This is a genomic window from Bifidobacterium sp. ESL0690, from assembly GCF_029392315.1.
Lineage (GTDB): Bacteria > Actinomycetota > Actinomycetes > Actinomycetales > Bifidobacteriaceae > Bifidobacterium.
Genome location: NZ_CP113939.1, coordinates 2,614,943 through 2,639,791 on the forward strand (window position 1 = coordinate 2,614,943; position 24,849 = coordinate 2,639,791).

The following is a 24,849-nucleotide window of genomic DNA, read 5'->3' on the forward strand; positions in this document are numbered from 1 at the left end:
ACCCCCTAACACAGGCACACGGGGCCAGTCCTTCACGCCCAAATCGCGACACGCCGAAGGACACCGCTGTTTCACTACGTTCCGAACTAGCGTCAAATCCTTCCAAAAGCCCACGAATTGTAAGGCAAAACAGGACGGCAAACGTTCCACACGACTCCCGGCAACGACGCCGCAAACCTCCATCCGCCATACATCTCCGTGTTGAATTTGTGCGTAAGACACCCTAATGTTTAATCAATAGTTTAGGTGTTGTGTGGAAACGCGGCGTATTACACAGAGCCGCGTCTAGAAGAGTCTGAAGTAATAAAGGGTGGGTACCTTATGAGCGTCATCAACAGTCTCGTTGCACTTGTGTTGTGCATAGCCACGGGAATCGTACCCCCCCCCCGCAAAATGAACCGTCACTAAACAACCCGGCCAATCCCGGCACAGCCGCCTCCAGCCAGACTGTCGCCTCCAACTCGTCGGTCGCCCCCACTTCCACTTCCGTCTCCGCATCATCGACGATCCAGACCCAGGCTTCTTTAGCATCTTCATCTTCAACTGTCACCACCCAGCCCAATAACAGTAATACAAAAAATACCGGCCGCCGCATTGACAAAGACGCCAAGACCATGCCCACCGCCAGCCTCACCCACACCAACGCCGCCGCCACCCCCACAGCCAAACCCAAAACCCTCAGCACCCTCGCAACAAAAGACTTCTCCGACGCATCCAAGACCCTCGCCACATTCCTGCAACAAATAAAACAACCGAGCCGCCACGGCATCAGCAGCCACCGGACCAAGCCGGCCGCCACCATCGAATCCCGATCATCGACGACCGCCACCCTGCCACGCGCCACAGCCACCCTGCCCTCCAGTCAAAGCCCGGTCGGCATCAAACCGGTCTTCCCGCTGACACGCGAAGCCCCCAAAGCAACCCCGCAGGACGAACCCACGGTCGGCCCGCAGGGTGGTGGCGGCGCGATACGTCTCTCCACCTTCCGAGTCGACCCCTACGACGACGGACATATCCAACTCGCCGGCACCGCCGACACCATCTATGGCATGGAAACATGGGTCAATATCGCCGTCTGCCCTGCAGGCACCTCCAATCCCAACTTCACCGAAAACGGACCCAGCGCGCCCGGCTGTAGCAACATCGAAGCCATCAGAGACGGCGGGGGGCAGGACAACTTCAGCTGGTACGGCAACGAATTCATCAGAGACCCGAACTGGACCACTCGCGACAGCAGCTTCATGAACGGGCCCGGCTATTACGACATCTGGGCCGCCACTCGCACCTCCGGCTTCGGCATCAGCATACCGGTCATCGTCCACTCCAACTACTACTGCTCGCGGGGGCAAACTTACGTCACCCTCAAATACGACATGTCAAGCATGACGGGCGCCTCCACGCCAGACAGCGTGACAGTGAACACGACCGACGAAGCGAAAAGCATCACCCTCGCCGGCGCACCGAGCCACTCCCCATGGCAGGTTTTCGACGGATGGTACGTCAACTATTCCAGCTACAACGCCGGCCAGAGCGTAACCTTCGGTCATCAAGCCAATGGCACGTACACCGTCACCCCCCGATGGCACATCCATTACACGGGTCTGAGCGTCTACTACAACCTCAACGGCATGCCCGCCACACAACCCGGCAGCCAATACGCCGACACCACCTACAACTCCGCAAGCCTCACCGTCGGAGGAACCCCGTCCAACATCTCCTCCTGGGCCGCGTTCGACGGCTGGTACCTCAACACCGACGGCACCGGCACCAACTACCAGGGCCGCTCTCTAAGCGGCGGCTACCAGTACGACACCAATTACACCCTCTACGCCAAATGGCACGCCCTGCCCACCAACATCACCATCACCTACGACATGGGCGAAACCGGCTGCAACAAACCCGCCGACCAGCACCCCGACAGCACCGGCAAGACCGGCACCGCCACCACCACACTCGCCGACACACCATCCAGCTGCCCCGCGCACACCGCCTTCGACGGCTGGACCATCAACGGCACCGACTACGCTCCAGGCGGCACCTTCACCTACCCCAGACACTCCACCGACACCTACACCGCCACAGCCCGCACCCACACCGTCCAGGCACCAACCAACCTCACCGCCACCTACCACATCACCGGCACCGTCACCCTCACCGGCACCGCCAACGTACAGGCCGGCGACAAGATCACCGCCTGCATGACCGAAGGCACCGGCGACACCGCCTGCCAACCGGCCATCACCGCCACCGCCAACAACAGCGCCTGGAACTGGACCATAACCTTCCCCGCCACCGACTACACCACCAAATACGGCTACGGCTACCAACATCACTTCACCGCCAAACTCACCCAAAACAACGCCGACAGCATCCCCGCCGATCTCAAGGGCACCCTTCCTTGGACCACCCTCAGCTTCGACAAGGGCACCAGCGGCGGCACCGCACCCGGCCCCAAGGACGCATTGACCGACACGGCCAGTGGCAAGGCCACGTTCACCCTACCAGGTCAAGGTTCCATGACTGTCCCCGAATACGCCTGGCCCGACTTCACCGGGTGGACGAACGGTACCACCCTCTGGCAGCCCGGCAGCAGGGACATCCCTACCAACACTACCGGCACATCCACCGACGCAAACGGGCACACCACTCTCACCCTCACCGCTCAATGGCACACCGTCACCGCACCAACCGGCGTCACCGTCCACTACAGCCACGCGAACAACTACATCTACCTGACGGCCACCGGCCTCCAGGCCGGCGTCACCGACTGGCAGATACTGGTCAAACCCACCGCCACCAGCAGCTACCAGCCCACGTCAAAAACGTCCACGACCGGTCAGTCCTACTACTACAACTACGACGGCGCGTTCACGCCCGGCGCCACATGGACGGCCCGGGCCCGCGCCATCTATACCAATCCCTCCGGCGTCAGTGTGACCAGCGACTGGAGCGCCGAGTTCACCGGAATCCTGCCCTACATGGACGCCACGCTGAAACCCGGGACGGGCACCGGCACCGACGCACACGCCAAGGGCCTCGTCGACCCAAATGACCACAACGCCTACCTGACCCTGCCCACAGCGATCGACAAGTCCATGGCTCCGCCGTCCGCCACCATGAACTTCGACCGGTGGGACACCCGGCCCGACGGCACCGGAACCCCCTACCCCATAGGACAGGCCGTCATCCCCACCAGCCTCGGCACACCCGACGGGCCCGCCACCGACGTGACCCTCTACGCCCAATGGAAACAAAGCACCCCCACCGCCACACCCGGCAACTGCGAGGCCGGAGGATGGAACACCTGGGGCACACCCGCCGCCGACACCGGGGGACTGGCCCCGCCCGATTCCCGCGCCGTGTGCTGGACCATCGACAACGGCACCGTCCTGCGCCTCTCCGGCGGCACCGCCCCCGACTACAAGCACAACACCGACATCCCATGGAACGGCCAGAAGAACACCATCACCGCCATCAGCATCGAAGGCGACCTCACCCTGGCCGGCAAGAACAGCATGATGATCTCCCCGTTCAACACGATGGGGGCCCTGACCACCCTCACCAACGGCCGCCACACCGTCAGCCTGGCACGCTGGGCCGGCAACGACCTCTTCGACGGCGACGAAGCCCTCACCGGCCTCGACCTGAGCGGATGGGACGTCAGCCACAACACCAACATGAACACGATGTTCAGCCGCTGCAAGAACATGAAGACCCTGACCGGCATAGCCGGCTGGCAGACCGGCAACGTCACCAACATGTCCCAGATGTTCGACACCTGCCAGAAACTGGCCACACTCGACCTGAGCGGATGGGACACCCACAGCGTCACCAGCATGCGTTACACCTTTGGCGGGTGCGACAAGCTCGTCGACCTCGACCTGAGCGGCTGGGACACCCGCAACGTACCCGGCGGCTACTTCACCATCAATTACATGCTGCCAGCCAACCTGCAACGACTCCGCCTAGGCCCGAACACCCAACTGCACAACACCGACCCGAGCTCCCAATACGGCAACGGCGACCCCTTCGCATCCCTCAACGCCACCCACGCCTGGCACGAATGGGACTGGCCCAAAGGCCACCACCCCGCCGACCTCGGACTGGTAGGAGCCACGTCAGGGACACCCGGCGACGGCACCCTCAACACCCTCAGGGACCGCGCCGCCTCCGCCACACCACAGGGCACCTACATCCGCGACGACGTCAACCCCACCTGGACCGACCTCACCTACAACCTCAACGGCGGCACCGGCGACAACGCGTTACCCACCCAGATAGGCCAGGCGGCCACGGGGTCCACGCCCAAACGCGACGGGCTGGCCATCGACACCACCTTCAAGGACGGCCAATACACCACCGCGAGCGCCACCCACATCACGGGCAACAAGCCACACAGCCTGTTCAACGGCTGGACCATCGACACCGGCAACGTCACCGGCGGCACGGCCACCGTCAGCAACCACACCATCACCGCGCCCAAAGGTGCCGGCGGCACGGCCGCCATCACCGCCCAATGGAACCCGGCCCCCCAGGCCATCCCCGGCACGCCGACGGTCTCCGTCGCACCGCGCACCACAGACCAAGGCGGCGTCAACGTGAGCGTCACCGCCACGCTTGGCCAGGCCCTGCCGGCCATCACCGGCAACGGCAACGACCCGGCCAAACCCGCCGTAGACGCCGGCGGCACGGTCAAAATCTGCGCCAAACCCAGCAGCCAGAACGACGACTACACACCCGGCCAATGCCAGTCCAAAGCCAGCACCACCGCTGGCAGCCAAACCATCACCCCCGACCCGTTCACCCTGCCCGGCTCCCTGACCGGAGGACAGGCCACCACCTTCCCCACCCCCGGCGAAGCCTACACCATGACCGCCATGTACACGCTCACCGACCCACAGACCCGCAACCAGATCGACTCTTCAGCCACCCAAGCCGGAGGCGGCTCGGTGACTAGCACCCTGCCATGGGTTGACACCACCTTCGACACCAACGACTCCCACGGCGGCACCGGCACCCCACCAACCGACGCCAAATCGTTCGTCGACACCGCCAGTGGGAAAGCATGGATCGCTCTGCCCAACGCCACCGGCACCATGAAACCCGAACACTTCGCGTTCGCCGGATGGACCACCATACCCGCCAACGAGCAACCCGACCAAGGCATGAACGACCCCTCCAATCGCGACATCCAACTAGACGCCACCGGCACCACGGAGACGCAGACCACCCTCTACGCGGTCTGGCACAAGCTCGCCACGCCGACCACCGTCACCGGCATTACACGCGACCATATGACCAACACCGTGACCGTCACCGGCACCAGCACACCCTGGACCAGCGAAGACGACGTCACCGTCGACCTCGTCCCCCTCGACGGGCAGGACGGCCTCACCCCCGCGGGTGCGCGGCACGCGACCATCAGCCCCACCGACCAGCACGGCGCCACACTCGCCTACGACGGGCACACCGCACACCCATGGAGCATCACACTGACCCCCAGCGATCTGGCATCCGGCGGCCGATACCGCACCACCGCCAAACTCGAGGCCCACGACCACGCCTGGCGCGACACCAACGCCGACCTCCACGTCTACAGCGAGCCCGACCAGCAGAACCAGCCCGCCATCGACGGCTACTTCCACCACGCCCTGCCCCTCACCGGCGGGCAACGCACCATGCTCATCATCGCCCTGACCCTCTTGGGAGTGTTCCTCATCGGCATGAGCCAGCTGACACGCAACCGCCGACGCTGGCACCACCAATAAAACACTTCCCGCCCGGCCGTACCCAACCAACCGGCCGGACGGGAACAACAACCGGGTGCCGGCACGGGACCAACACACCAACAACCAACCCCGCGCCGGCACCCACACCCACCCAACCAATGCCGCAAACATCCAAGTATCCTTTGCGAAACCTCCAACACCGGCAATGTCAAAGCCCGTGCCGATGACGAAGATAAACACCAAAATATGAGAGCCGTCATCCATAGCCGAATTTCAGAACTTCGGTACGAAGAAGTTCGGTATACCGAAGTTCGGTATGAGTAAGCTTGGTATATCAAAGTTGCTATAATCAAGATGGAAACTCGTCCGTCACCGAACGCTTGTCACTGAACGCACGTCCCCGAACGCACAGAACTGCGGCACAAAACGGCAACGCAGAACCGTCGGCCTCAAAAACGCGACGCGGAACCGTAGCGCATAAGCAACAACACCGCAAAACGGCGACGCCGACCCCGGCAGCGCAACCAAAAGCACAAACAGGCACGCAACCCAAAAAGCGCAAACCAAAAAGGAGGCACGCGATGTTCGTAGGACGCACGGAAGAACTCGAGGCCCTGGAAGACATGTATAGCAGCGGCCGGTTCGAGATGATGGTGCTCTATGGCCGTCGCCGCGTGGGCAAGACGTCGCTGATCGACGAGTTCTCCAAAGACAAGCGGACCTTCTATTTCACCGCCTCGCAAAAGAGCACCAAGCTGAACCTCGAGGTCTTCTCGCGGCAGATGTCCAGCTTTTTCGACATGCCGGAATTGCCCGCGTTCACGGACTGGCGTAGCGCATTTGAATTTTTCGTCGGCCTGACGCGCAACAGCCAAAGCGCCGGCAACGGGCATTTCGTGTTCGTCTTCGATGAATTCCCGTACGCCGCCCAGGCCGACCCGACGCTGCCCTCGACCTTGCAGACGGCCATCGACCACGGCTTCAAAGACACCAGCGTCATGATGATCCTGTCCGGCAGCAATCAGGGATTCATGGAAAGCGAGGTGCTGGGCGGCAAAAGCCCGCTGTACGGCAGGAGGACCGGGCAGATCAGGCTCGAGCCGTTCGATTACTACGACGCCGCGAAATTCCTCCCGAACGTCTCCAACGAGGAACGCGTGCAATATTACGCGACGTTCGGCGGGACGCCGTACTATCTGGCGCGGTTGCGGCCCTCACGGGGATTCAAGCGCAACGTGGCAGACCTGATGTTCCGCAAGTCCGGACTGCTGTATGAAGAGCCGATGATGCTCCTGCGCGAGGAGACGCGCGAGCCGGCCTCGTACTTTTCCGTGCTGCAGGCCGTGGCGAACGGCAGCTCCACGCCGAAGCGCATCGCCGAACACGCGGGCGTCGAGGCCTCGAGCGTCGCCAGATACCTCAACTCGCTCGTCGACCTGGGGCTGGTGGAGCGCAAGCTTCCGTTCGGCGACAACCCGCAGAAATCGCATAAAGGCATGTACGTCATCGCGGACCCCTTCTTCGCCTTCTGGTTCCGCTTCGTGGGCACGAATGTGGACGTGATCGAAAACGGAAAGGGCCCCGAAACGGCGGAGGAGACGACTTCCGGCGAGGCGTTCGCGACGTATGTGGGCCAGCAGTTCGAAAACATCTGCCTGCAGTGGGTGGCGAGGCACAGCGGGACCCTCGACCTGCCGTTCCGCGCAACGAGATTCGGCAAATGGTGGGGCAACAACCCCGTCGCGCGCGAGCAGACCGACATCGACGTGGTGGCGGCCAACGGGCGCGGGCAGCTTCTGATCGGCGAATGCAAATGGCGCAACACCTTCGACGTCACCGAGGCGATCGACAAACTGCAGGGACGGGTCGGCCTGGTGCCCGGGTTCAAGCCCGCATCGACGCGTCTGGCGCTGTTCAGCAAGAGGCCCGTCGCGAAAACCGTCCGCGCGAAAATCGGAAGGGACGCCCCCGGCCTGCTGTTCTTCTCAACGGATGATTTATATCGCAAATAACGGGGCCGGAAATAACAGGACTATAAGCAAAGAAAGCACCGAACAACGGCAAATCCGATGCCTCCGAATCAGCACATGCGGATGGAAGACTGCGCACGAATCGCGACACGCCGAAGGATGGTGCGGTTTCGCTGTGTTTTGAGGCCGCGTCAAATCCTTCCACAGGCCCATAAAATGTAAGGCAAAGTAGGACGGCAAACGTTCCACACGACCACCGGCAACAACGCCAGAAGGCACGATTCGCCATACAACCTCGGTTTGAATTTGGTCGGAAGTGCCCCTAATGTTTAATCAATAGTTTAGGTGTTGTGTGAAACTGCGACGTATTACACAGAGTCGCGTTTAGAAGAGTCAGAAGTTTTGAAGTAAAAGGGTGGGTACCTTATGAGTGTCGTTCACAGTCTCGTTGCACTCGCGTTGTGCATAGCCACGGGAATCGTACCCCCCCCCCGCAAAATGAACCGTCACTAAATAATCCGAACAATTCCACCCCGGCCGCCGCCTCCAGCCAAATCGCGCCGTCCGTCCCCGCTTCCGTATCGACTCCGTCCACCGTCCAGGCCCACGGCCCCTCCGTATCTGCTTCCACAGCTCTCTCCACTCCCGCGACTACCACTTCCACCACTTCTTCGATTTCAGCTCCTTCACCCGTCGCGCCCACAGCACCTTCCGCCCCGGCCGCCAACGGCCAAACCGGCAACGCCGCCGGCCATACCCCAGGCACCCCCAACACAACCGCAGACCAACTCAAAAACACCCAAAACAGTAAGCGCACCACAGGCAAAGACGCAAAAACCACACCCGCGACCGCCCTCACCCGCACCAACGCCGCCGCCACCCCCACAGCCAAACCCAAGACCTTAAGCACCTTCACAGCAGAAGACTTCACCAACGCGCCCAATACCCTCGCCACGTTCCTGCAAAGAATGAAATCGACATCTCACGCCACCGACAACAATCAAACCACACCGGCCACCGCCATCGAACCCAAGTCATCAACGAACGGCACCCTGCCTCACGCCACAGCCACACTGACCGCCAAGCAGAGCCCGGTCGGTCCCCAAACTGCGTACTCACTGACACGCGAAGCACCATCAGTGAGTACGCAGGACGAACCCATGGTCGGACCGCAATCCAACAACCCACGCCTCACCCGCCTCTACGCCGATCCATACGACGACGGGCATCTCCAGATCAGCGGCACCGCCGACCAAGTCTACTATCCCTGGAACTGGGTCCACGTAGTCATCTGCCCCACTAGCGTATCCACTCCCGTCACCTACCCGGGCAACACCAACGCACTCTGCAGCAACATCGAAACCTGGACCAACGGCAGTAGCGGCGGCGATACGGGCGGCTCGCCTTTCTCTTGGGCCGGCGACGAGAACCGTGGCAACTCCACCACTTGGACCACTAGGGACAGCGATTTCAGAGCCGGGCCCGGCTATTATAACATTTGGGCCTACAACAGAAACTATGACTGGAACCAATTCCAAGGCAACATCATCTACTCCAACTACTACTGCAGCCGCGCAGGAGACACAACAATCACACTCACCTATTACATGTCAAGCATGCCAGGCGCGTCCACGCCAGGCAACGCGATAGTGGACACAACCAACGAAGCGAAAAGCATTACCCTCGCTGGCGAACCCAGCCACCCCTTCTGGCAAATCTTCGATGGCTGGTATCTCAACGGCACCAACTACAACGCCGGCCAAAGCGTATCTTTCCCCCAACACGCCGACATCTTCTACCCCGTCACACCCCGCTGGCACACCAAGCCCACCAGCGTCAGGTTCAACTACAATCTCAACGGCATGTCCGGCAGCTGGGCCGGCTACCAGGAAATTAGCACCGCCTACTCTGGTGGCTCGATCACCCTGCCCTATCCGCCCTCGCACCCCGACTGGCAGGTCTTCGAAGGATGGACCGTCGACGGCGCGCACTACGTGGACCCCGGCCAAACCTACACGTATCCTGCCCACGCCAACGAAAAACACTCCGTCACCGCACGATGGCACACCCGCCCCGACACCGCCACCATCCACTACGACATGGGCGCCACCGGATGCGCCAAACCCGACGACCAGACCATCAGCAGCGCCTACTACAGCAGTGTCTCCCTCGCTGGCACACCTGCCACCTGCCCCGCACACACCGCCTTCGACGGCTGGACCATCAACGGATACAACTACAACCCCGGCGGCACCTTCAGCTTCGCCCAACACGTCACCGCCACCTACACCGCCACCGCACGAACACACACCGTCCAGACGCCCACAGGACTGACGGCCGCCTACCACATCACCGGCACCGTCACCCTGTCCGGCACCAGCAACGTCCAGTCCGGCGACAAGGTCACCGCCTGCATGACCGAAGGCACCGGAGCCACCGCCTGCCAACCCTCATCCGCCGCACCAAACGCCAACAGCGCATGGAACTGGACCATAACCTTCCCCACCACCGACTACATCACCCGCTACGGATACGGCAACCAACACCACTTCACCGCCAAACTCACCAGCAAAGGTGTGGACAGCACCCAGGCCGACCTGAAGGGTACATTGCCCTGGACCACCGTCACCTTCGACAAGGGTGCCAGCGGCGGCACCGCACCAGGCAACAAAGTCGCCCTGACCGACACCACCTCCCACAAGGCCACATTCACCCTGCCCGGCCAAGGCTCCATGACCGCACCCGCCAATGCGTTCCCCGACTTCACCGGCTGGAGCGACGGTACCACACTCTGGCAGCCCGGCAGCAGGGACATACCCACCAACACCACCGGCGCATCCACCGACGCAAACGGGCACACCACCCTCACCCTCACCGCCCAATGGCACACCGTGCAAGCACCCACCGGCGTCACCGCCCGCTACAACCACACGGACGGCTACGTCTACCTGACCGCCACCGGCCTCCAGGCCGGCGCCACCGACTGGGAGATACAGGTCAAACCCACCGCCAGCAGCGGCTACTGGTCCACGTCGAACACGTCCACGACCGGCCAGTCCTCCTACAACAACTACAACGGCGCCTTCACGCCCGGCGACACGTGGACGGCCAAGGCCCGCATCACCTACACCGACAGCTCCGGCCACACCGTCACCAGCGACTGGAGCACCGAGTTCACCGGCATCCTGCCCTACATGACCGTGACCCTCGACCCCGGGCAGGCCACCGGCGAGGCCACCACCATCAAAGCCCTCGTCGACACCGGAGAGGGTAAAGCCCACCTGACCCTGCCCGCAGGCATCGGCACTCCTCCCGCCGGCATGGCCTTCCAAGCCACCGGCGGGTGGGCCAGCAACCCCAACGGCACCGGCAACACCTACAACGCCGGAGACACTGCCATCCCCACCACCACGGGCACACCCGGAAGCACCGGCGAGACACTGGTCACCCTCTACGCCCAATGGAAGATGCGCACCCAAGCCCCTGCGCGCGGCACACCCTGCACCAGCGTGGCCGGCTGGCAGCAATGGAAAAATAGCGCCGGCGTTATCCACGGCATCACGGGACAGGACACCGGAGCCGTGTGCTGGGCCATCGAGGGATCCACCCTGCGCCTGACCGGCGGCACCAGCCCTTCCTACACAGGAAGCGCCGCCGACATCCCCTGGAACGGGCAGAAAAGCGCCATCACCAAGATCAGCATCGAAGGCGACCTCACCCTCACCTTCGCCAGCCAGAACGGCACCATCAACACCCCCTTCGACCAGATGGCGAACCTGACCGCCTTCGCCCACAACAGCAACACCATCAACCTCGACAAATTCGCCGGCATGGACCTCTTCTACAACGACACCGGCCTGAAGAGCCTCGACCTGCCCACCATGCGCTTCGCCACCGCCGAAGGGCTAGACAGCATGTTCTTCCACTGCGACCAGTTGGAGACGCTGACCGGCATCAGCCACTGGGACCTGCACACCGTATGGAAGATAAGCCAAATGTTCGGCTCCTGTCGCAAGCTGACCGGCCTGGACCTGTCCGCCTGGAACACCAGCAAAGTCATGGAAATGCAATCTGTGTTCGACGCTGACTACGCCCTGGTCGACCTGGACCTCAGCGGCTGGGACACCAGCCGAGTCAACACCTCTTCCAACGGCTGGTACATGAGCGACCTGCTGCCGGGCGGGCTGCAGCGCCTGCGCCTCGGCCCCAAGACCAAACTCATGGACCGCGCCTTCCGAGGCATATCCGCATCCCACACCTGGCACGAATGGGACTGGCCCCAAAACCACCACCCCGCCGACCTCGGCCCCGTAGGAGCCACGGCCGGCGCCAGCGGCGACGGCACCCTCACCACCCTCAAAACCCGCGCCGCCTCCGCACACCCCGAAGGCACCTACATCCGCGACGACGTCACCCCCACCTGGACCGACCTCACCTACGACCTCAACGGCGGAACAGGCGACGCGAGCCTGCCCGCCCAGATAGGCCAGGCGGCCACCGGCGGACAGCCCAAGCGCGACGGGCTCGCCATCGACACCACCTTCAAGGACGGCGAATACACGATCCCCGACGGCACCGGAGACACCGGCAACGCCGCCCACCACATCACCGCCAACAAACCACACAGCCTGTTCAACGGATGGACCATCGACACCGACAACGTCACCGCCAACGCGTCCGGCGGCACCGCCACCGTCAGCAACCACACCATCACCGCAGCCAAGGGAGCCGGCGGCACCGCCACCATCACCGCCCAATGGACCTCGACACCCGAGGCCACGCCCGGCACGCCCCAAGTCACCGTCACCCCGCACACCACGGACCAAGGAGGTGCCAGCGTAAGCGTCAGCGCCACGCTCGATGCAGCCATGCCCGCCATCGAGGGCGGCAACGGCGACCCGGCCAAGCCCGCCGTAAGCGCCGGCGGCACGGTCAAGGTCTGCGCCAAACCCAGCAGCCAGAACGCCGACTTCTACCCGGTGCAGTGCACCTCCAAGACCAGCACCACAGGAGGCAGCCAGACGCTCACCCCCGAAGCGCTCGAACTGCCCGGCAGCGCCCGGCAGCACTCCAACACCGCCTCCTTCCCCGACCCCGGCGAACAGTACACGCTGGCCGCCATGTACACGCTCACCGACCCACAGACCCGCAACCAGATCGACTCTTCGGCCACCCAAGCCGGAGGCGGCCTCACCACCGGCACCCTGCCCTGGGCCGACACCACCTTCGACACCAACGACTCCCACGGCGGAACAGGCACCCCACCCGACGACGCCAAGTCCTTCGTCGACACCGCCAGTGGCAAGGCCTGGGCCTCCCTGCCCAACGCGACCGCCACCATGAAACCCGAACACGCTGTCTTCGCCGGATGGACCGCCACCGCGAGCGCCACCAACCCCGACCAAGGCATGGGCGACCCGGCCAGCCGCATCATCCAGCTCGACGCCGGCGGCGCCACCGAGACGCAGACCACCCTGTATGCCGTCTGGCACAAGCTCGCCGCCCCCACCGTCACCAGCATCAAACGCGATACGCTCACCAACACCGTCACGGTGACCGGCACCGCCACCCCCTGGACCACGCAGGAAGGCGTCGGCCTCGACCTCACCCCGCTGGACGGCCAGGGCGGCCTCACCCCCGCCGGCACGAGGTACGCCACCATCAGCCCCACCGACGAGCACGGCAACTCGCTGGCCTACGACGGGCACACCGCGCACCCCTGGACCCTGACCCTCACCGCAAACGACCTATCCACAGGCGGTCGATACCGCGCCGACGCCAAGATCCGAGCCATGGACCAAGCCTGGCGCGACACCAACGCCGGCTTCTACGTCTACAGCGCCGCCGCCAGCAGCCCGACCAACCTACCCGGCTACTTCCAGCACAGCCTCCCTCTGACCGGCGGGCAACGAACCATGCTGATCATCGCCCTCACCCTGCTGGGAGTGTTCCTCATCGGCATGAGCCAGCTCGCCCGCAACCGCCGACGCTGGCACCACCAATAGGAAGGCAGCAGACCAATGCACAGCCACGAACGAGCACACACATAACCCAACCCGCGCGGACTAGCGCCAGCACCAACAGCACAGCCCACACGAACAAAGACGAAAGCACGCGCAACCCCACCACGCGGACCGGCAACAACACACGGTCCGCGCCAATCAATAAGACTTCCCGCCCTCGGCCGCATCCAACCAACCGGCCGAGGCGGGAACAACAACCGGGTGCCGGCACGGGACCAACACACCAACAACCAACCCCGCGCCGGCACCCACACCCACCAACAACCAACACCAGACAACAACACGAAAGGAACCGCCAAACAGCAAACCCCACAACTCCGCGAAAGCCGGTCGCACCCAGCCGTCACCACAGCCCACATCATCGGACGAACGGAAAACGGCACCTACTCAAAGCCTGCACCACAAACCCGCGCACGCCCAGCCAAAGGACAGCGGTACCCACCCGACGGCCAGCACCGCCAACCCGCACGCACCCGACCGACGGACGGCACCAACCGTCCCGGCCACCGGACCGTCATGCACAGACCCAAACCCCTAATACAGGCACACGGGGCCAGCCTTCTATGCCCAAATCGCGACACGCCGAAGGACACCGCGGTTTCACTGTGTTTTGAAACCGCGTCAAATCCTTCCAAAAGCCCACGAATTGTAAGGCAAAGTAGGACGGCAAACGTTCCACGCGGTTCCCGGCAAAGACGCCAGGAAGCACGATTCGCCGTACAGCCCCGGATTGAATTTGGGCGTAAGACACCCTAATGTTTAATCAATAGTTTCGGTGTTGTGTGGAAACGCGACGTATTACACAGAGTCGCGTTTTGAAATTTAGAAGAGTCTGAAGTAATAAAGGGTGGGTACCTTATGAGCGTCATCAACAGTCTCATCGCACTGACAATGTGCATAGCCACGGGAATCGTACCCCCCCCCCGCAAAATGAACCGTCACTAAACAACCCGGTCAATTCCGGCACAGCCGCCTCCAGCCAGACCGCCGCCTCCAACTCGTCGGTCGCCCCCACTTCCACTTCCGTCTCCGCATCATCGTCGATCCAGACCAACGGCTCCCCCGCATCCTCATCCACAACACTCTCCACTTCCACTACCACCGCTCCCACCGGCAACGCCGCCAGTCAGACCCCAGGCACCACCAACATTCAGGCATCCAACAAACCCGTACAACCGTCGAACGCCAACCAGTCAAAGAACGCCAGCCAAACCCAAGGTTCCGCCCAACCAACAAAACAACTTAGAAACACCAAGAACACCGCGCTCGACACCACCAAGACCGGCCTCACCCACACCAACGCCGCCGCCACCCCCACAGCCAAACCCAAAACCCTAGGCACCCTCGCAGCAAAAGACTTCTCCGACGCGTCCAAGACCCTCGCCACATTCCTGCAACGAATGAAATCGGCGTCCCATACCACCGGCAATAACTACCGAACCACACCGGCCGCCACTCTGCCACACGCCACGGCCACACTGCCCGCCGCGCCCAGCCGAGTCGCTTCCCCGAACCTTGCGTACACCGGTGCCCCCTCACCCCTCCTGTCACGAAGCGCGCCCAGGGTGAGCATGCGCTCGGGCGGCGGCGTGCGCGTCACCAACTGGGGCATCAGCCCGGACGGGAAGCTCAGCGGCTACGGCTTCGCCGACCGCATCGACGGGGAAGACACATGGGTCCACATGCGCCTCTGCCCCGCCGGCGTCGACCCCGGTGCCGGCACCAACAACATACCCGCCCAATGCTCCGACACGGAGATGCTCACCGATGGCCACACGGGCGGCGTCTACGACCACGACAACTTCGCATGGGGCGGCATCTACAAGCAATGGGGCCACACGGGACCCGATGGGTCAGACTTCACCAGCGGACATGGCGACTACATCGTCTACGTCTACACCCAAACCTGGGGCGGCTTGAAGACCTCCGACCCTTACACCGACGACTGCTACACCAACTACTTTGGCGCCAGAACGTATGTCACGATCACCTACAACATGACCGACATGACAGGCGCGTCGAAACCAGCAGACCAAAGAGTAGAAACCACCAATGGCGAAGGCAGCATCACCCTCGCCGGCGAACCAAGCCACCCCTCATGGCAGATCTTCGACGGATGGTGGTTAGACTACTGGAGCGCCTATGACGCCGGACACACTCTGACCTACCCCCAGCGCACCGACGCCACGCACACCGCCACCCCCCACTGGCACACCAGAACCACCAAAGTCACATTCAACTACAACCTCAACGGCATGCCCGGCGGCACACCCGGATCCCAAGAAATCAACACCACCAACAACGGCGGCTCAATCGCCCTCCAGAATCCGCCCTCGCACCCCGACTGGCAGGTCTTCGACGGCTGGACCGTCGACGGCTGGAACAACATGAACGCCGGCCAGACCTACAGCGTCAACGTCCACGACGAGGGCACCCACACCGTCACCGCACGATGGCACGTCCGCCCCGACACCGTCACCATCAACTACAACGCCAACGGCTCCGGCTGCAGCATGCCCGGCCAGCAGACCGCCGACAGCGCCAACTACAGCAGCCTGACCCTCGCCGGCACCCCATCATGCCCCGCCCACATCCGCTTCGACGGCTGGACCATCAACTACAACAACTACAGCGCCTACAGCACCTTCAACTTCACCCAGCACGCCACCGCCACCTACACCGCCACCGCCCGCACCCACATCAACTACACCACAGCCACCCTGGCCTACAACCTCAACGGCCTGCCCGCCACACAACCCGGCAACCAGACCGCCGACACCACCTACGCCGCGGCCAGCATACCCGTCAACGGCGCCCCATCGGGCATACCCGCCTGGGCAGTCTTCGACGGCTGGTACACCAACAACAGCGGCACCGGCACCAACTACGCCAACGCAAGCTACCCCGTAGGCCAGCAGGACGCCGGCACCCACACCCTCTACGCCAAATGGCACGCCCTGCCCACCAACGTCACCATCACCTACGACATGGGCACCACAGGATGCGCCAAACCGGCAGACCAGCACCCCGACAGCACCGGCAAGACCGGCACCGCCACCACCACACTCGCCAACACACCAGCCACCTGCCCCGCCCACACCCACTTCGACGGCTGGACCATCAACCACACCGACTACGCCCCCGGCGCCACCTTCACCTACCCCAGGCACTCCACCGACACCTACACCGCCACAGCCAGAGCACACACCATCACCGCACCCACGGGGCTCGCCGCTACCTACCGGCACAGCGACGACAAGATCGTCCTCACCGGCACCGCAGACGTCCAGTCCGGCGACAAGGTCACCGCCTGCATGACCGAAGGCACCGGCGACACCAGCTGCCAACCAGCTGTCACCGCCACCGCCGCCAGCAACGCATGGCAGTGGACCATCACCTTCCCAACCACCGACTACACCGACAGATACGGCATCGGACACTCTCACCACTTCACCGCCACCCGCACCAGCCAAGGCACCGACAGCGCCGCCACCGACCTGAAAGGCACCCTGCCCTGGATGACAGTCAGCTTCGACAAAGGCGACGCCACCGGCACAGCCCCCGGCGACAAGAACGCACTGGTCGACACATCCACCAACAAGGCCTCGCTCACCATCCCCGGCCAAGGCTCCATGAACGCACCAGCCAACTCATGGTTCAATGGATGGAAATCCGGAACCGTTACCTGGCAGCCCGGCCCCGCCAACATCCCCACCAACACCGCTGGCGCCACCACCACCGACGGGCACACCACACTCACCCTCACCGCCCAATGGCACACCGTCCAGGCACCCACAGGACTAACCGCCGCCTACCACATCACCGGCACCGTCACCCTCACCGGCACCGCCAACGTCCAGTCGGGCGACAAGGTCACCGCCTGCATGACCGAAGGCACCGGCGACACCGCCTGCCAACCCGCCATCACCGCCACCGCCAACAACAGCGGATGGAACTGGACCGTCACCTTCCCGGCCACCGACTACACCACCCGCTACGGATACGGACATCAGCACCACTTCACCGCCAAACTCACCGAAAACAACGCCGACAGCGCCACCACCGACCTGCAAGGCACCCTGCCCTGGACCACCCTCAGCTTCGACAAGGGCGCCAGCGGCGGCACCGCACCAGACGCCAAGGACGCCCTGACCGACACCACCGCCAACAAGGCCACATTCACCCTGCCCGACAAAGGCACCATGACCCCGCCCGCGCACGCGTTCCCCGACTTCACCGGATGGAGCGACGGCACCAGCCTCTGGCAGCCCGGCCCCCGGGACATCCCCACCAACACCACCGGCGCCACCACAACCAACGGGCACACCACCCTCACTCTCACCGCACAATGGCACACCGTCCCGGCACCAACCGGCGTCACCGCCCGCTACAGCCACGCGGAGAACCGCGTCTATCTGACCGCCACCGGCCTCCAGACCGGCGTCACCGACTGGCAGATCCAGGTCAAACCCACCACCGCCACCAGCCACTACCAGTCCACGTCGAACACGTCCACGACCGGTCAGTCCTCCTACTACGCCAGCTATTTCACGCCCGGGGCCACGTGGACGGCCCAGGCCTGCGCCACCTACACCGACGGTTCCGGCCACAGCGTGACCAGCGACTGGAGCACCGAGTTCACCGGCGTCCTGCCCTGGATGGATGTCATCCTCAAGCCCGGAGCCGGCACCGGCGCGGACAACGAGGCCAAAAGCCTGGTCGACACCACCGCCGGCATGGGCTACCCCACCCTGCCCGGCGCCACCGGCATGACCGCCCCTGCCGGCACCGCGTTCGCCAACCTGTGGACCGCCGACCCGGGCGGGGCCGGCGACGGCTACATGGGCACCGCCGCCATACCCACCAGCAAGGGAACGCCCGACGGGGCCGCCACCCGCGTCACCCTCTACGCCAAATGGGGGCCGCGCACCCAGACCCCCGCCTCCGGCGCCTGCGCGGCCGCCGGATGGCGGACATGGGGAACCTCCGCCGGCCGCATAGCCGGCATCGACAGCCAGGGCGACCTCGGCGACGTCTGCTGGACCGTGGAAGACAGCGTCCTGCGCCTTTCCGGCGGCACCAGCCCCAATGACGATTACACCGACGATGACGATATCCCCTGGAACACCGTCAAAAGCAGCATCACCAAGGTCAGCATCGAAGGCGACCTGACCATCACCGGTGATGTCTACAACGACTGCAGCCTCTTCGGCGACATGCCCCAGATGACCTCCTTCACCAACAACCACCACCCCGTCACCCTCGACCGCAACACCGGCAACCTGCTCTTCGCAAGCGACAGCAAGCTGGAAAGACTCGACCTGTCCGGCTGGCACACCGGCACCGAGACCAACCTGCGCCTCGCCTTCTCCGGCCTTAGCAAACTCAAAAACCTGAACCTCGACGGCTGGGACACCGGCAAGATCACCAGCATGATCAGGACCTTCTCCGGCAACCCCGCCCTGACCGACCTCGACGTCGCCGACCTGAACACAGGCAACGTCGAAGACATGTACCTCACGTTCGACGGCGACACCGCCCTGACCGACCTCGACCTCAGCGGCTGGGACACCGGCAAAACAAGCAGGTTCGGAGGCTGGGCCGGCGGCATGCTACCCAGGGGCCTGCAACGCCTCCGCCTCGGCCCCGACACCAAACTGGGCGACTACGCCTTCGGCAGCATATCCGCATCCACCACCTGGCACGAGTGGGACTGGCCCAAAGGCCACCACCCCAGCGACCTCGGCCTAGTAGGAGCCACGGCCGGGACACCCGGTGACGGCACCCTCTCCACCCTCAAGACACGCGCCGCCTCCGCACACCCCGCCGGCGTCTACATCCGCGCGGACATCACCCCCACCTGGACCGATCTCACCTACAACCTCAACGGCGGAACCGGCGACACCAGCCTACCCACCCAGATCGGTGCGGCGGCCACCAGCGCTACGCCCAAGCGCGATGGGCTCGCCATCGACACCACCTTCAAAGTCGGCACCTACACCACTGCCACCCCCACCCACATCACCGGCAACAAACCACACCAGCTCTTCAACGGCTGGACCATCGACACCGGCAACGTCACCGGCGGCGCGGCCACGGTCAGCAACCACACCATCACCGCGGCCAAGGGAGCCGGCGGCACCGCCACCGTCACCGCGCAGTGGACCTCGACACCCCAGGCCATGCCCGGCACACCGGCGGTGGCAGTCACCCCGCACACCACGGACCAAGGCGGCGTCAATGTGAGCGTGACCGCCAACCTCGATGCGGCCATGCCCGCCATCGGCGCCACCGGCAACGACCCGGCCAAGCCTGCCGTATCCGCCGGAGGCACGGTCAAGGTCTGCGCCAAACCCAGCAACCAGAACGACGACTTCTACCCGGTGCAGTGCACCTCCAAGACCAGCACCACCGCCGGCAGCCAGACCATCACCCCCGACCCGTTCGCCCTGCCCGGCTCACTGACCGGAGGCCAGGCCACCACCTTCCCAGCCCCCGGAGAGGCCTACACGCTGGCGGCCATGTACACGATCACCGACCCCCAGACCCGCAACCAGATCGACTCCACCGCCACCCAGACAGGCGGCGGCCTCGTGAACGGCACCCTGCCCTGGCTCAATGTCGCGTTCGACACCAACGACTCCCACGGCGGCACCGGCACACCGCCAACCGGCCTCAAGTCGTTCGTCGACACCGCCAGCGGCAAGGCCTGGACCACCCTGCCCAACGCGACCGGCACCATGAAACCCGACCACTTCGTCTTCGCCGGATGGACCACCACACCCGCCAACGAGCAACCCGACCAAGACATGAACGACCCCTCCAATCGGAACATCCAACTGCCCGCCACTGTGGGAGTCACGGAGACGCAGACCACCCTGTACGCCGTCTGGCACAAGCTCGCCACACCCACGGTCACCGGCATCACACGCGACCATATGACCAACACCGTGACTGTCACCGGCACCGCCACACCATGGACCAGCGAGGACGCCATCACACTCGACCTCACACCGTTGGACGGCCAGACCGGCCTCACACCCGCCGGAACACGGGTTGTGACCATCAGCCCCACCGACCAGCACGGCGCCATGCTCGCCTACGACGGACACACCGAACACCCATGGACGCTGACCCTCACCGCAGATGAACTGCCCAGAGGAGGCAGGTACCGCACCGTCGCTAAGCTGAAAGCCCACGATTACCAATGGCGCGACACCAACGCCGACCTCCACGTCTACAGCGAGCCCGACCAGCAGAACCAGCCCGCCATCGACGGCTACTTCCACCACGCGCTCCCCCTGACCGGCGGGCAACGAACCATGCTGATCATCGCCCTGACCCTCTTGGGAGTGTTCCTCATCGGCATGAGCCAATTGGCCCGCAACCGCCGACGCTGGCACCACCAATAAAAGACTTCCCGCCCGGCCGCATCCAACCAACCGGCCGAGGACGGGAACCAACAGGGTGCCGGCACGGGACCAACACACCAACAACCAACCCCGCGCCGGCACCCACACCCACCAACACCAAACAACAAACCCAACCAACGCCAAAGCGCCAACGCACGATCAAACCACGTCCTAGCGCACCGACGCCCGTTTCACAACGCCCAAAATGCCGACTTCACATCGACATTATCTTCGTCATCGACAAAACTAAAATGTCGAAGATACCTAATATCTATCGCTCAAAACAGCCGTAAATCGTTGCGCCATCAGCAATGTCGAAGATAATGTCGATGACGAAGATAAATGTCTATGATACAATGTCGATGACGAAGATAAATGTCGAAGAAGGCGACGATGACGATTCTGAACGAGCCCTTGGCCAAGGCGATCCAACGGCTGAGATCGCAGCGGACCGACGACGCGGACTACGAGGCGAAAGCCTGCGCGCACGGCCTGAGCGCCAGCGTGTGGGACACCGTGAGCTCGTTCGCCAATTCATTCGGCGGCATCCTGCTGCTCGGGTTGGATGAATCAAGCGGGTTCGCGCCGGCGCAAGGCTTCGATATCAACAAAGTCCGCGACCAGTTCGTCGAAGGCATGGGAGATGGCGGCAGTGACGGAATCAGACTCACCAACCCGCCCACCTATCGTATGCGTCGCGAAACCGTCGACGGCCGGCAAATTCTCGTGGTAACCATCTTCGCCAACGATATCGGCAAGAAGCCCTGCTACGTGACGGCAAAAGGTGTCGAGAACGGCAGTTACAAACGCGTTGACGACAAAGACATCCGCCTTTCGTCCGCCGAGATATACGAGTATCGGCACCAGCTCACGCCAAGCTATGCCGACATGGAGGTCGTGCCCGGCTGTGACGCCACCGATCTGGACGATCAGCAGTTACGGCTCATCTTTGCCGCGAAGAAGAACTCCCGGGCGCTTTACGGGGCGAAAACGAAACAGCAGAAACTCGCCAGACTCGACATCACCGACAAAAAAGGCGAGGTTCTGCTCGGCGGTCTGCTCGCGACGGGGCAATTCCCGCAGCAGTTCTTCCCGCGGCTCATCATCGACGTAGCGGCCCACCCTGGCGATACCAAATCCGAGCCGGGCAAGTTGCGTTTCCTCGACCGCGCGCAATGCGACGGACCAATCCCGGTCATGCTCGACACGGCTCTGCAGGCGGTGCGCCGCAACCTGCGGACATACTCATTCGTCCAGGGCATCGGACGCACCGACGAACTCGAAATACCCGAGGAAGTGCTGCGCGAGGTGCTCGCCAACGCCGTGGTGCACCGCGAATACCACCAATATTTCCGCGGCCAGCCGGTCAGCGTCGACATCTACCCGAACCGTGTCGAGGTAAGCAACCCCGGCGGGCTTTGGGGCGGGGCAACCACGGAAAACCTTGCGGACGGCACCTCACGCTGCCGCAACGCCGCGCTCATCGTCCTGGTACGCGACGCCCCGATTCCCGGGGAAGGCACGGCGACGACCGTAGAGGGGCAAGGCTCCGGCATCCCCTTCGTGCTGCGCCAATTGGAGCAACGAGGCCTGCCCAAACCCACGTTCCGCGCCACCGCCGACCAGTTCACCGTCATTCTGTGGCGCGCAGACCCAGCGTTGCCGCCCTTACTCTTAGGATACTCAGGGCCCTCAGGACAATCCGCGAGCGCAGGTTCTGCGGACCTTTCAGTCTCTTCAAGCTCTGCGGACCCTGCGGCCTCTTCAGCCTCTTCAGTTTCCACCGCCCACACAAGCCAAGAACCGCACGCCGGCTCTTCACCGACGAGCAAACCAAGCGGAAACCCCCGAATTTTCAAGGCCCGCACAGCTCACAAGGCTCGCACGAACGGAAGAGGCCCGGCAAGCCAAGTCAAGGAAGAGACTCTGGCAGCCATCTACGAGGCCATGCCGTCGGGCGCCGCGATCACCGCCCGTGAGCTCGCACAACGAACCAGAAAATCCTCCAAGACCGTGCAGCGCGCGCTCAAGACACTCATCGCCGCGGGGCAGGTGCAAGCCATCGGAAAGCCAAAAAGCCGCACAAGGGCATATATAAAGACCGAACGGTAAAGAAGATACAGACCAGAACCAAACAGATACAATCAGACCGACTGAAAACAGTGGTGTCACGCTTCTAACTTGAACTCAGGAAATCACATAAACTGTATTTTGTATGATACACTTCTTACATGAACGTCATCACGACCGACACCTTTGACACATGGCTTGACAAGCTTCCAAACCAACGCGCCAAAGATAAAATCTATTTCTGGATCCAACGTATCCAGTACAACGGTGCAATCACCGGAGACACCAAGAGCGTGAAAGACGGCGTAAACGAATGTCGTTTCCACACAGGTGCAGGCTACCGTGTCTACTATGCCAAACAAGGTTCAGAGATAATTTTGCTCCTAGCCGGCGGCGACAAAAGCACGCAGCGACGTGACATCGAAAAGGCCAAGGCAATGCAAAAGGAATGGAGCCGGAAAACACAACACCGCAAATAGACGTCCATAAGTGAAAACGACCATCGCAAACCGTTACACCCATTTAAAACATATCCACAAGTAACAACCGATTCGGGAAAGACCATGACTAACTTCAAGCAATTCGACATCTCAGACCACCTCAAAACACAAGAGGACATCGACCACTACATCAACGACGCTTTCGAGGAAATCGACAACGTCGAGGACGACAAGGAGGCAACGGGTCTGGTACTCGAGACCCTTCGGACTGCCGCCACGGCCGAACGAAAGATGAGTGCGATCGCACGCCGCGCAGACGTCGGTCGGGAAAGTCTCTACCACTCATTGAACAAGGACGCGAACCCCTCGTTCCGTACCATCCTGAGCGCCATCAGGGAACTCGGCGGAAACCTCAGGATAACACCGCGGAAGGCAGTGGCATAGATTCACTATCCAAGCAAACGATAAAAGTAGCTCACCAACAAATCTTGACTCCCAACCACATCGCAGACGTCGCCCACATCGACATTTATCTTCGTCATCGACTGCAATACGGGCGAGATATCTCGCTGCACGAGCTCATCGAAAAATCGCATGATCCCAAAGGGCCATGGTCCAAGTTCCACGACAAAAACAAGCGCCACGTCGTCATTCCGCAAAAAGATATGAGGGACTATGCCAGCAAGACGCCTATTCTGAAGTCCACGAGCTACGGCATTCCGATGCAGGACGACGCCGAATACACGCCAGAAGGCATACCGATTCTCGAACGTCAGTACGACGATTACGAAAAGGGGCCGGACATCGATCCCATCACGTTGAAACCCATCGTCAACGAGAAATAACAGATCAATAAAATAGCCGGGCCACTTAAAAGTTATCGAGGTTCTGGCGACCGTGCCCTCATAAGCAAAATGTGGATAACCTGTCGAAGACGTTCACAATTCATATCTGCTTATTCACTGCCTGCAAAAGGCCGTGACAGCGCGGTTTTACGCACCGAAGTTATCCACAAATTACATTGATGTTATTCACATTTCGCTGTTTCCAACACGCAAGACTGTGGATAACTTCGGGGCGTAGGAGTACATATAGGATATTGCATCGCGAAGTCGAAAATGCTGTGCCCACAACAAGACGGCACGATGGTGAAGGCGACGATGCCGGAAACGTAAGAAAACGTAAGAAACAATTGAGGAAAGGGC

Annotated in this window: 8 protein-coding genes; all 8 read left to right on the plus strand. The window is 62.6% G+C overall.

The annotated features are described in order from the left end of the window. Window positions 1-356 precede the first annotated feature (356 nt). The 8 genes from OZX62_RS09945 to OZX62_RS09980 all read left to right on the plus strand — a co-directional run bounded on the left by OZX62_RS09945 (window position 357) and on the right by OZX62_RS09980 (window position 24,489). On the plus strand, window positions 357-5,768 hold the full coding sequence (locus OZX62_RS09945; RefSeq protein ID WP_277176016.1) for a BspA family leucine-rich repeat surface protein: 5,412 nt from the start codon (window positions 357-359) through the stop codon (window positions 5,766-5,768). Between the two features lie 542 nt (window positions 5,769-6,310). Continuing rightward, window positions 6,311-7,741 carry an ATP-binding protein gene (locus OZX62_RS09950; protein WP_277176017.1) on the plus strand — a complete coding sequence of 477 codons (1,431 nt, stop codon included), beginning with the start codon at window positions 6,311-6,313 and terminating at the stop codon, window positions 7,739-7,741. A gap of 419 nt (window positions 7,742-8,160) precedes the next feature. Then, window positions 8,161-13,704, plus strand: a complete 5,544-nt coding sequence (locus OZX62_RS09955; protein ID WP_277176018.1) for a BspA family leucine-rich repeat surface protein — start codon at window positions 8,161-8,163, stop codon at window positions 13,702-13,704. Window positions 13,705-14,615: 911 nt separating this feature from the next. Beyond that, a complete protein-coding gene (locus OZX62_RS09960; protein ID WP_277176019.1) occupies window positions 14,616-21,134 on the plus strand; it encodes a BspA family leucine-rich repeat surface protein in 6,519 nt (2,172 codons plus the stop codon). A 375-nt stretch (window positions 21,135-21,509) separates the two neighbouring features. Further along, on the plus strand, window positions 21,510-23,246 hold the full coding sequence (locus tag OZX62_RS09965; RefSeq protein ID WP_277176020.1) for an ATP-binding protein: 1,737 nt from the start codon (window positions 21,510-21,512) through the stop codon (window positions 23,244-23,246). Window positions 23,247-23,365: 119 nt separating this feature from the next. Beyond that, window positions 23,366-23,683, plus strand: coding sequence for a type II toxin-antitoxin system RelE/ParE family toxin (locus OZX62_RS09970; RefSeq protein WP_277176021.1), 318 nt, complete (start codon window positions 23,366-23,368; stop codon window positions 23,681-23,683). An 84-nt stretch (window positions 23,684-23,767) separates the two neighbouring features. Beyond that, entirely contained in the window at window positions 23,768-24,088 is a 321-nt protein-coding gene (locus OZX62_RS09975; RefSeq protein WP_277176022.1) for an addiction module antidote protein, read from the plus strand. A 44-nt stretch (window positions 24,089-24,132) separates the two neighbouring features. Next, window positions 24,133-24,489 (plus strand): hypothetical protein, encoded by a 357-nt coding sequence (locus OZX62_RS09980; RefSeq protein WP_277176023.1) that lies wholly within the window; start codon window positions 24,133-24,135, stop codon window positions 24,487-24,489. Window positions 24,490-24,849 lie beyond the last annotated feature (360 nt).

Bases quoted from the DNA above. Each gene is read 5' to 3' on its own strand.
- OZX62_RS09950 (WP_277176017.1), top strand. From the start codon at position 6,311: ATGTTCGTAGGACGCACGGAAGAACTCGAGGCCCTGGAAGACATGTAT.
- OZX62_RS09965 (WP_277176020.1), top strand. From the start codon at position 21,510: ATGTCGAAGAAGGCGACGATGACGATTCTGAACGAGCCCTTGGCCAAG.
- OZX62_RS09970 (WP_277176021.1), top strand. From the start codon at position 23,366: ATGAACGTCATCACGACCGACACCTTTGACACATGGCTTGACAAGCTT.
- OZX62_RS09975 (WP_277176022.1), top strand. From the start codon at position 23,768: ATGACTAACTTCAAGCAATTCGACATCTCAGACCACCTCAAAACACAA.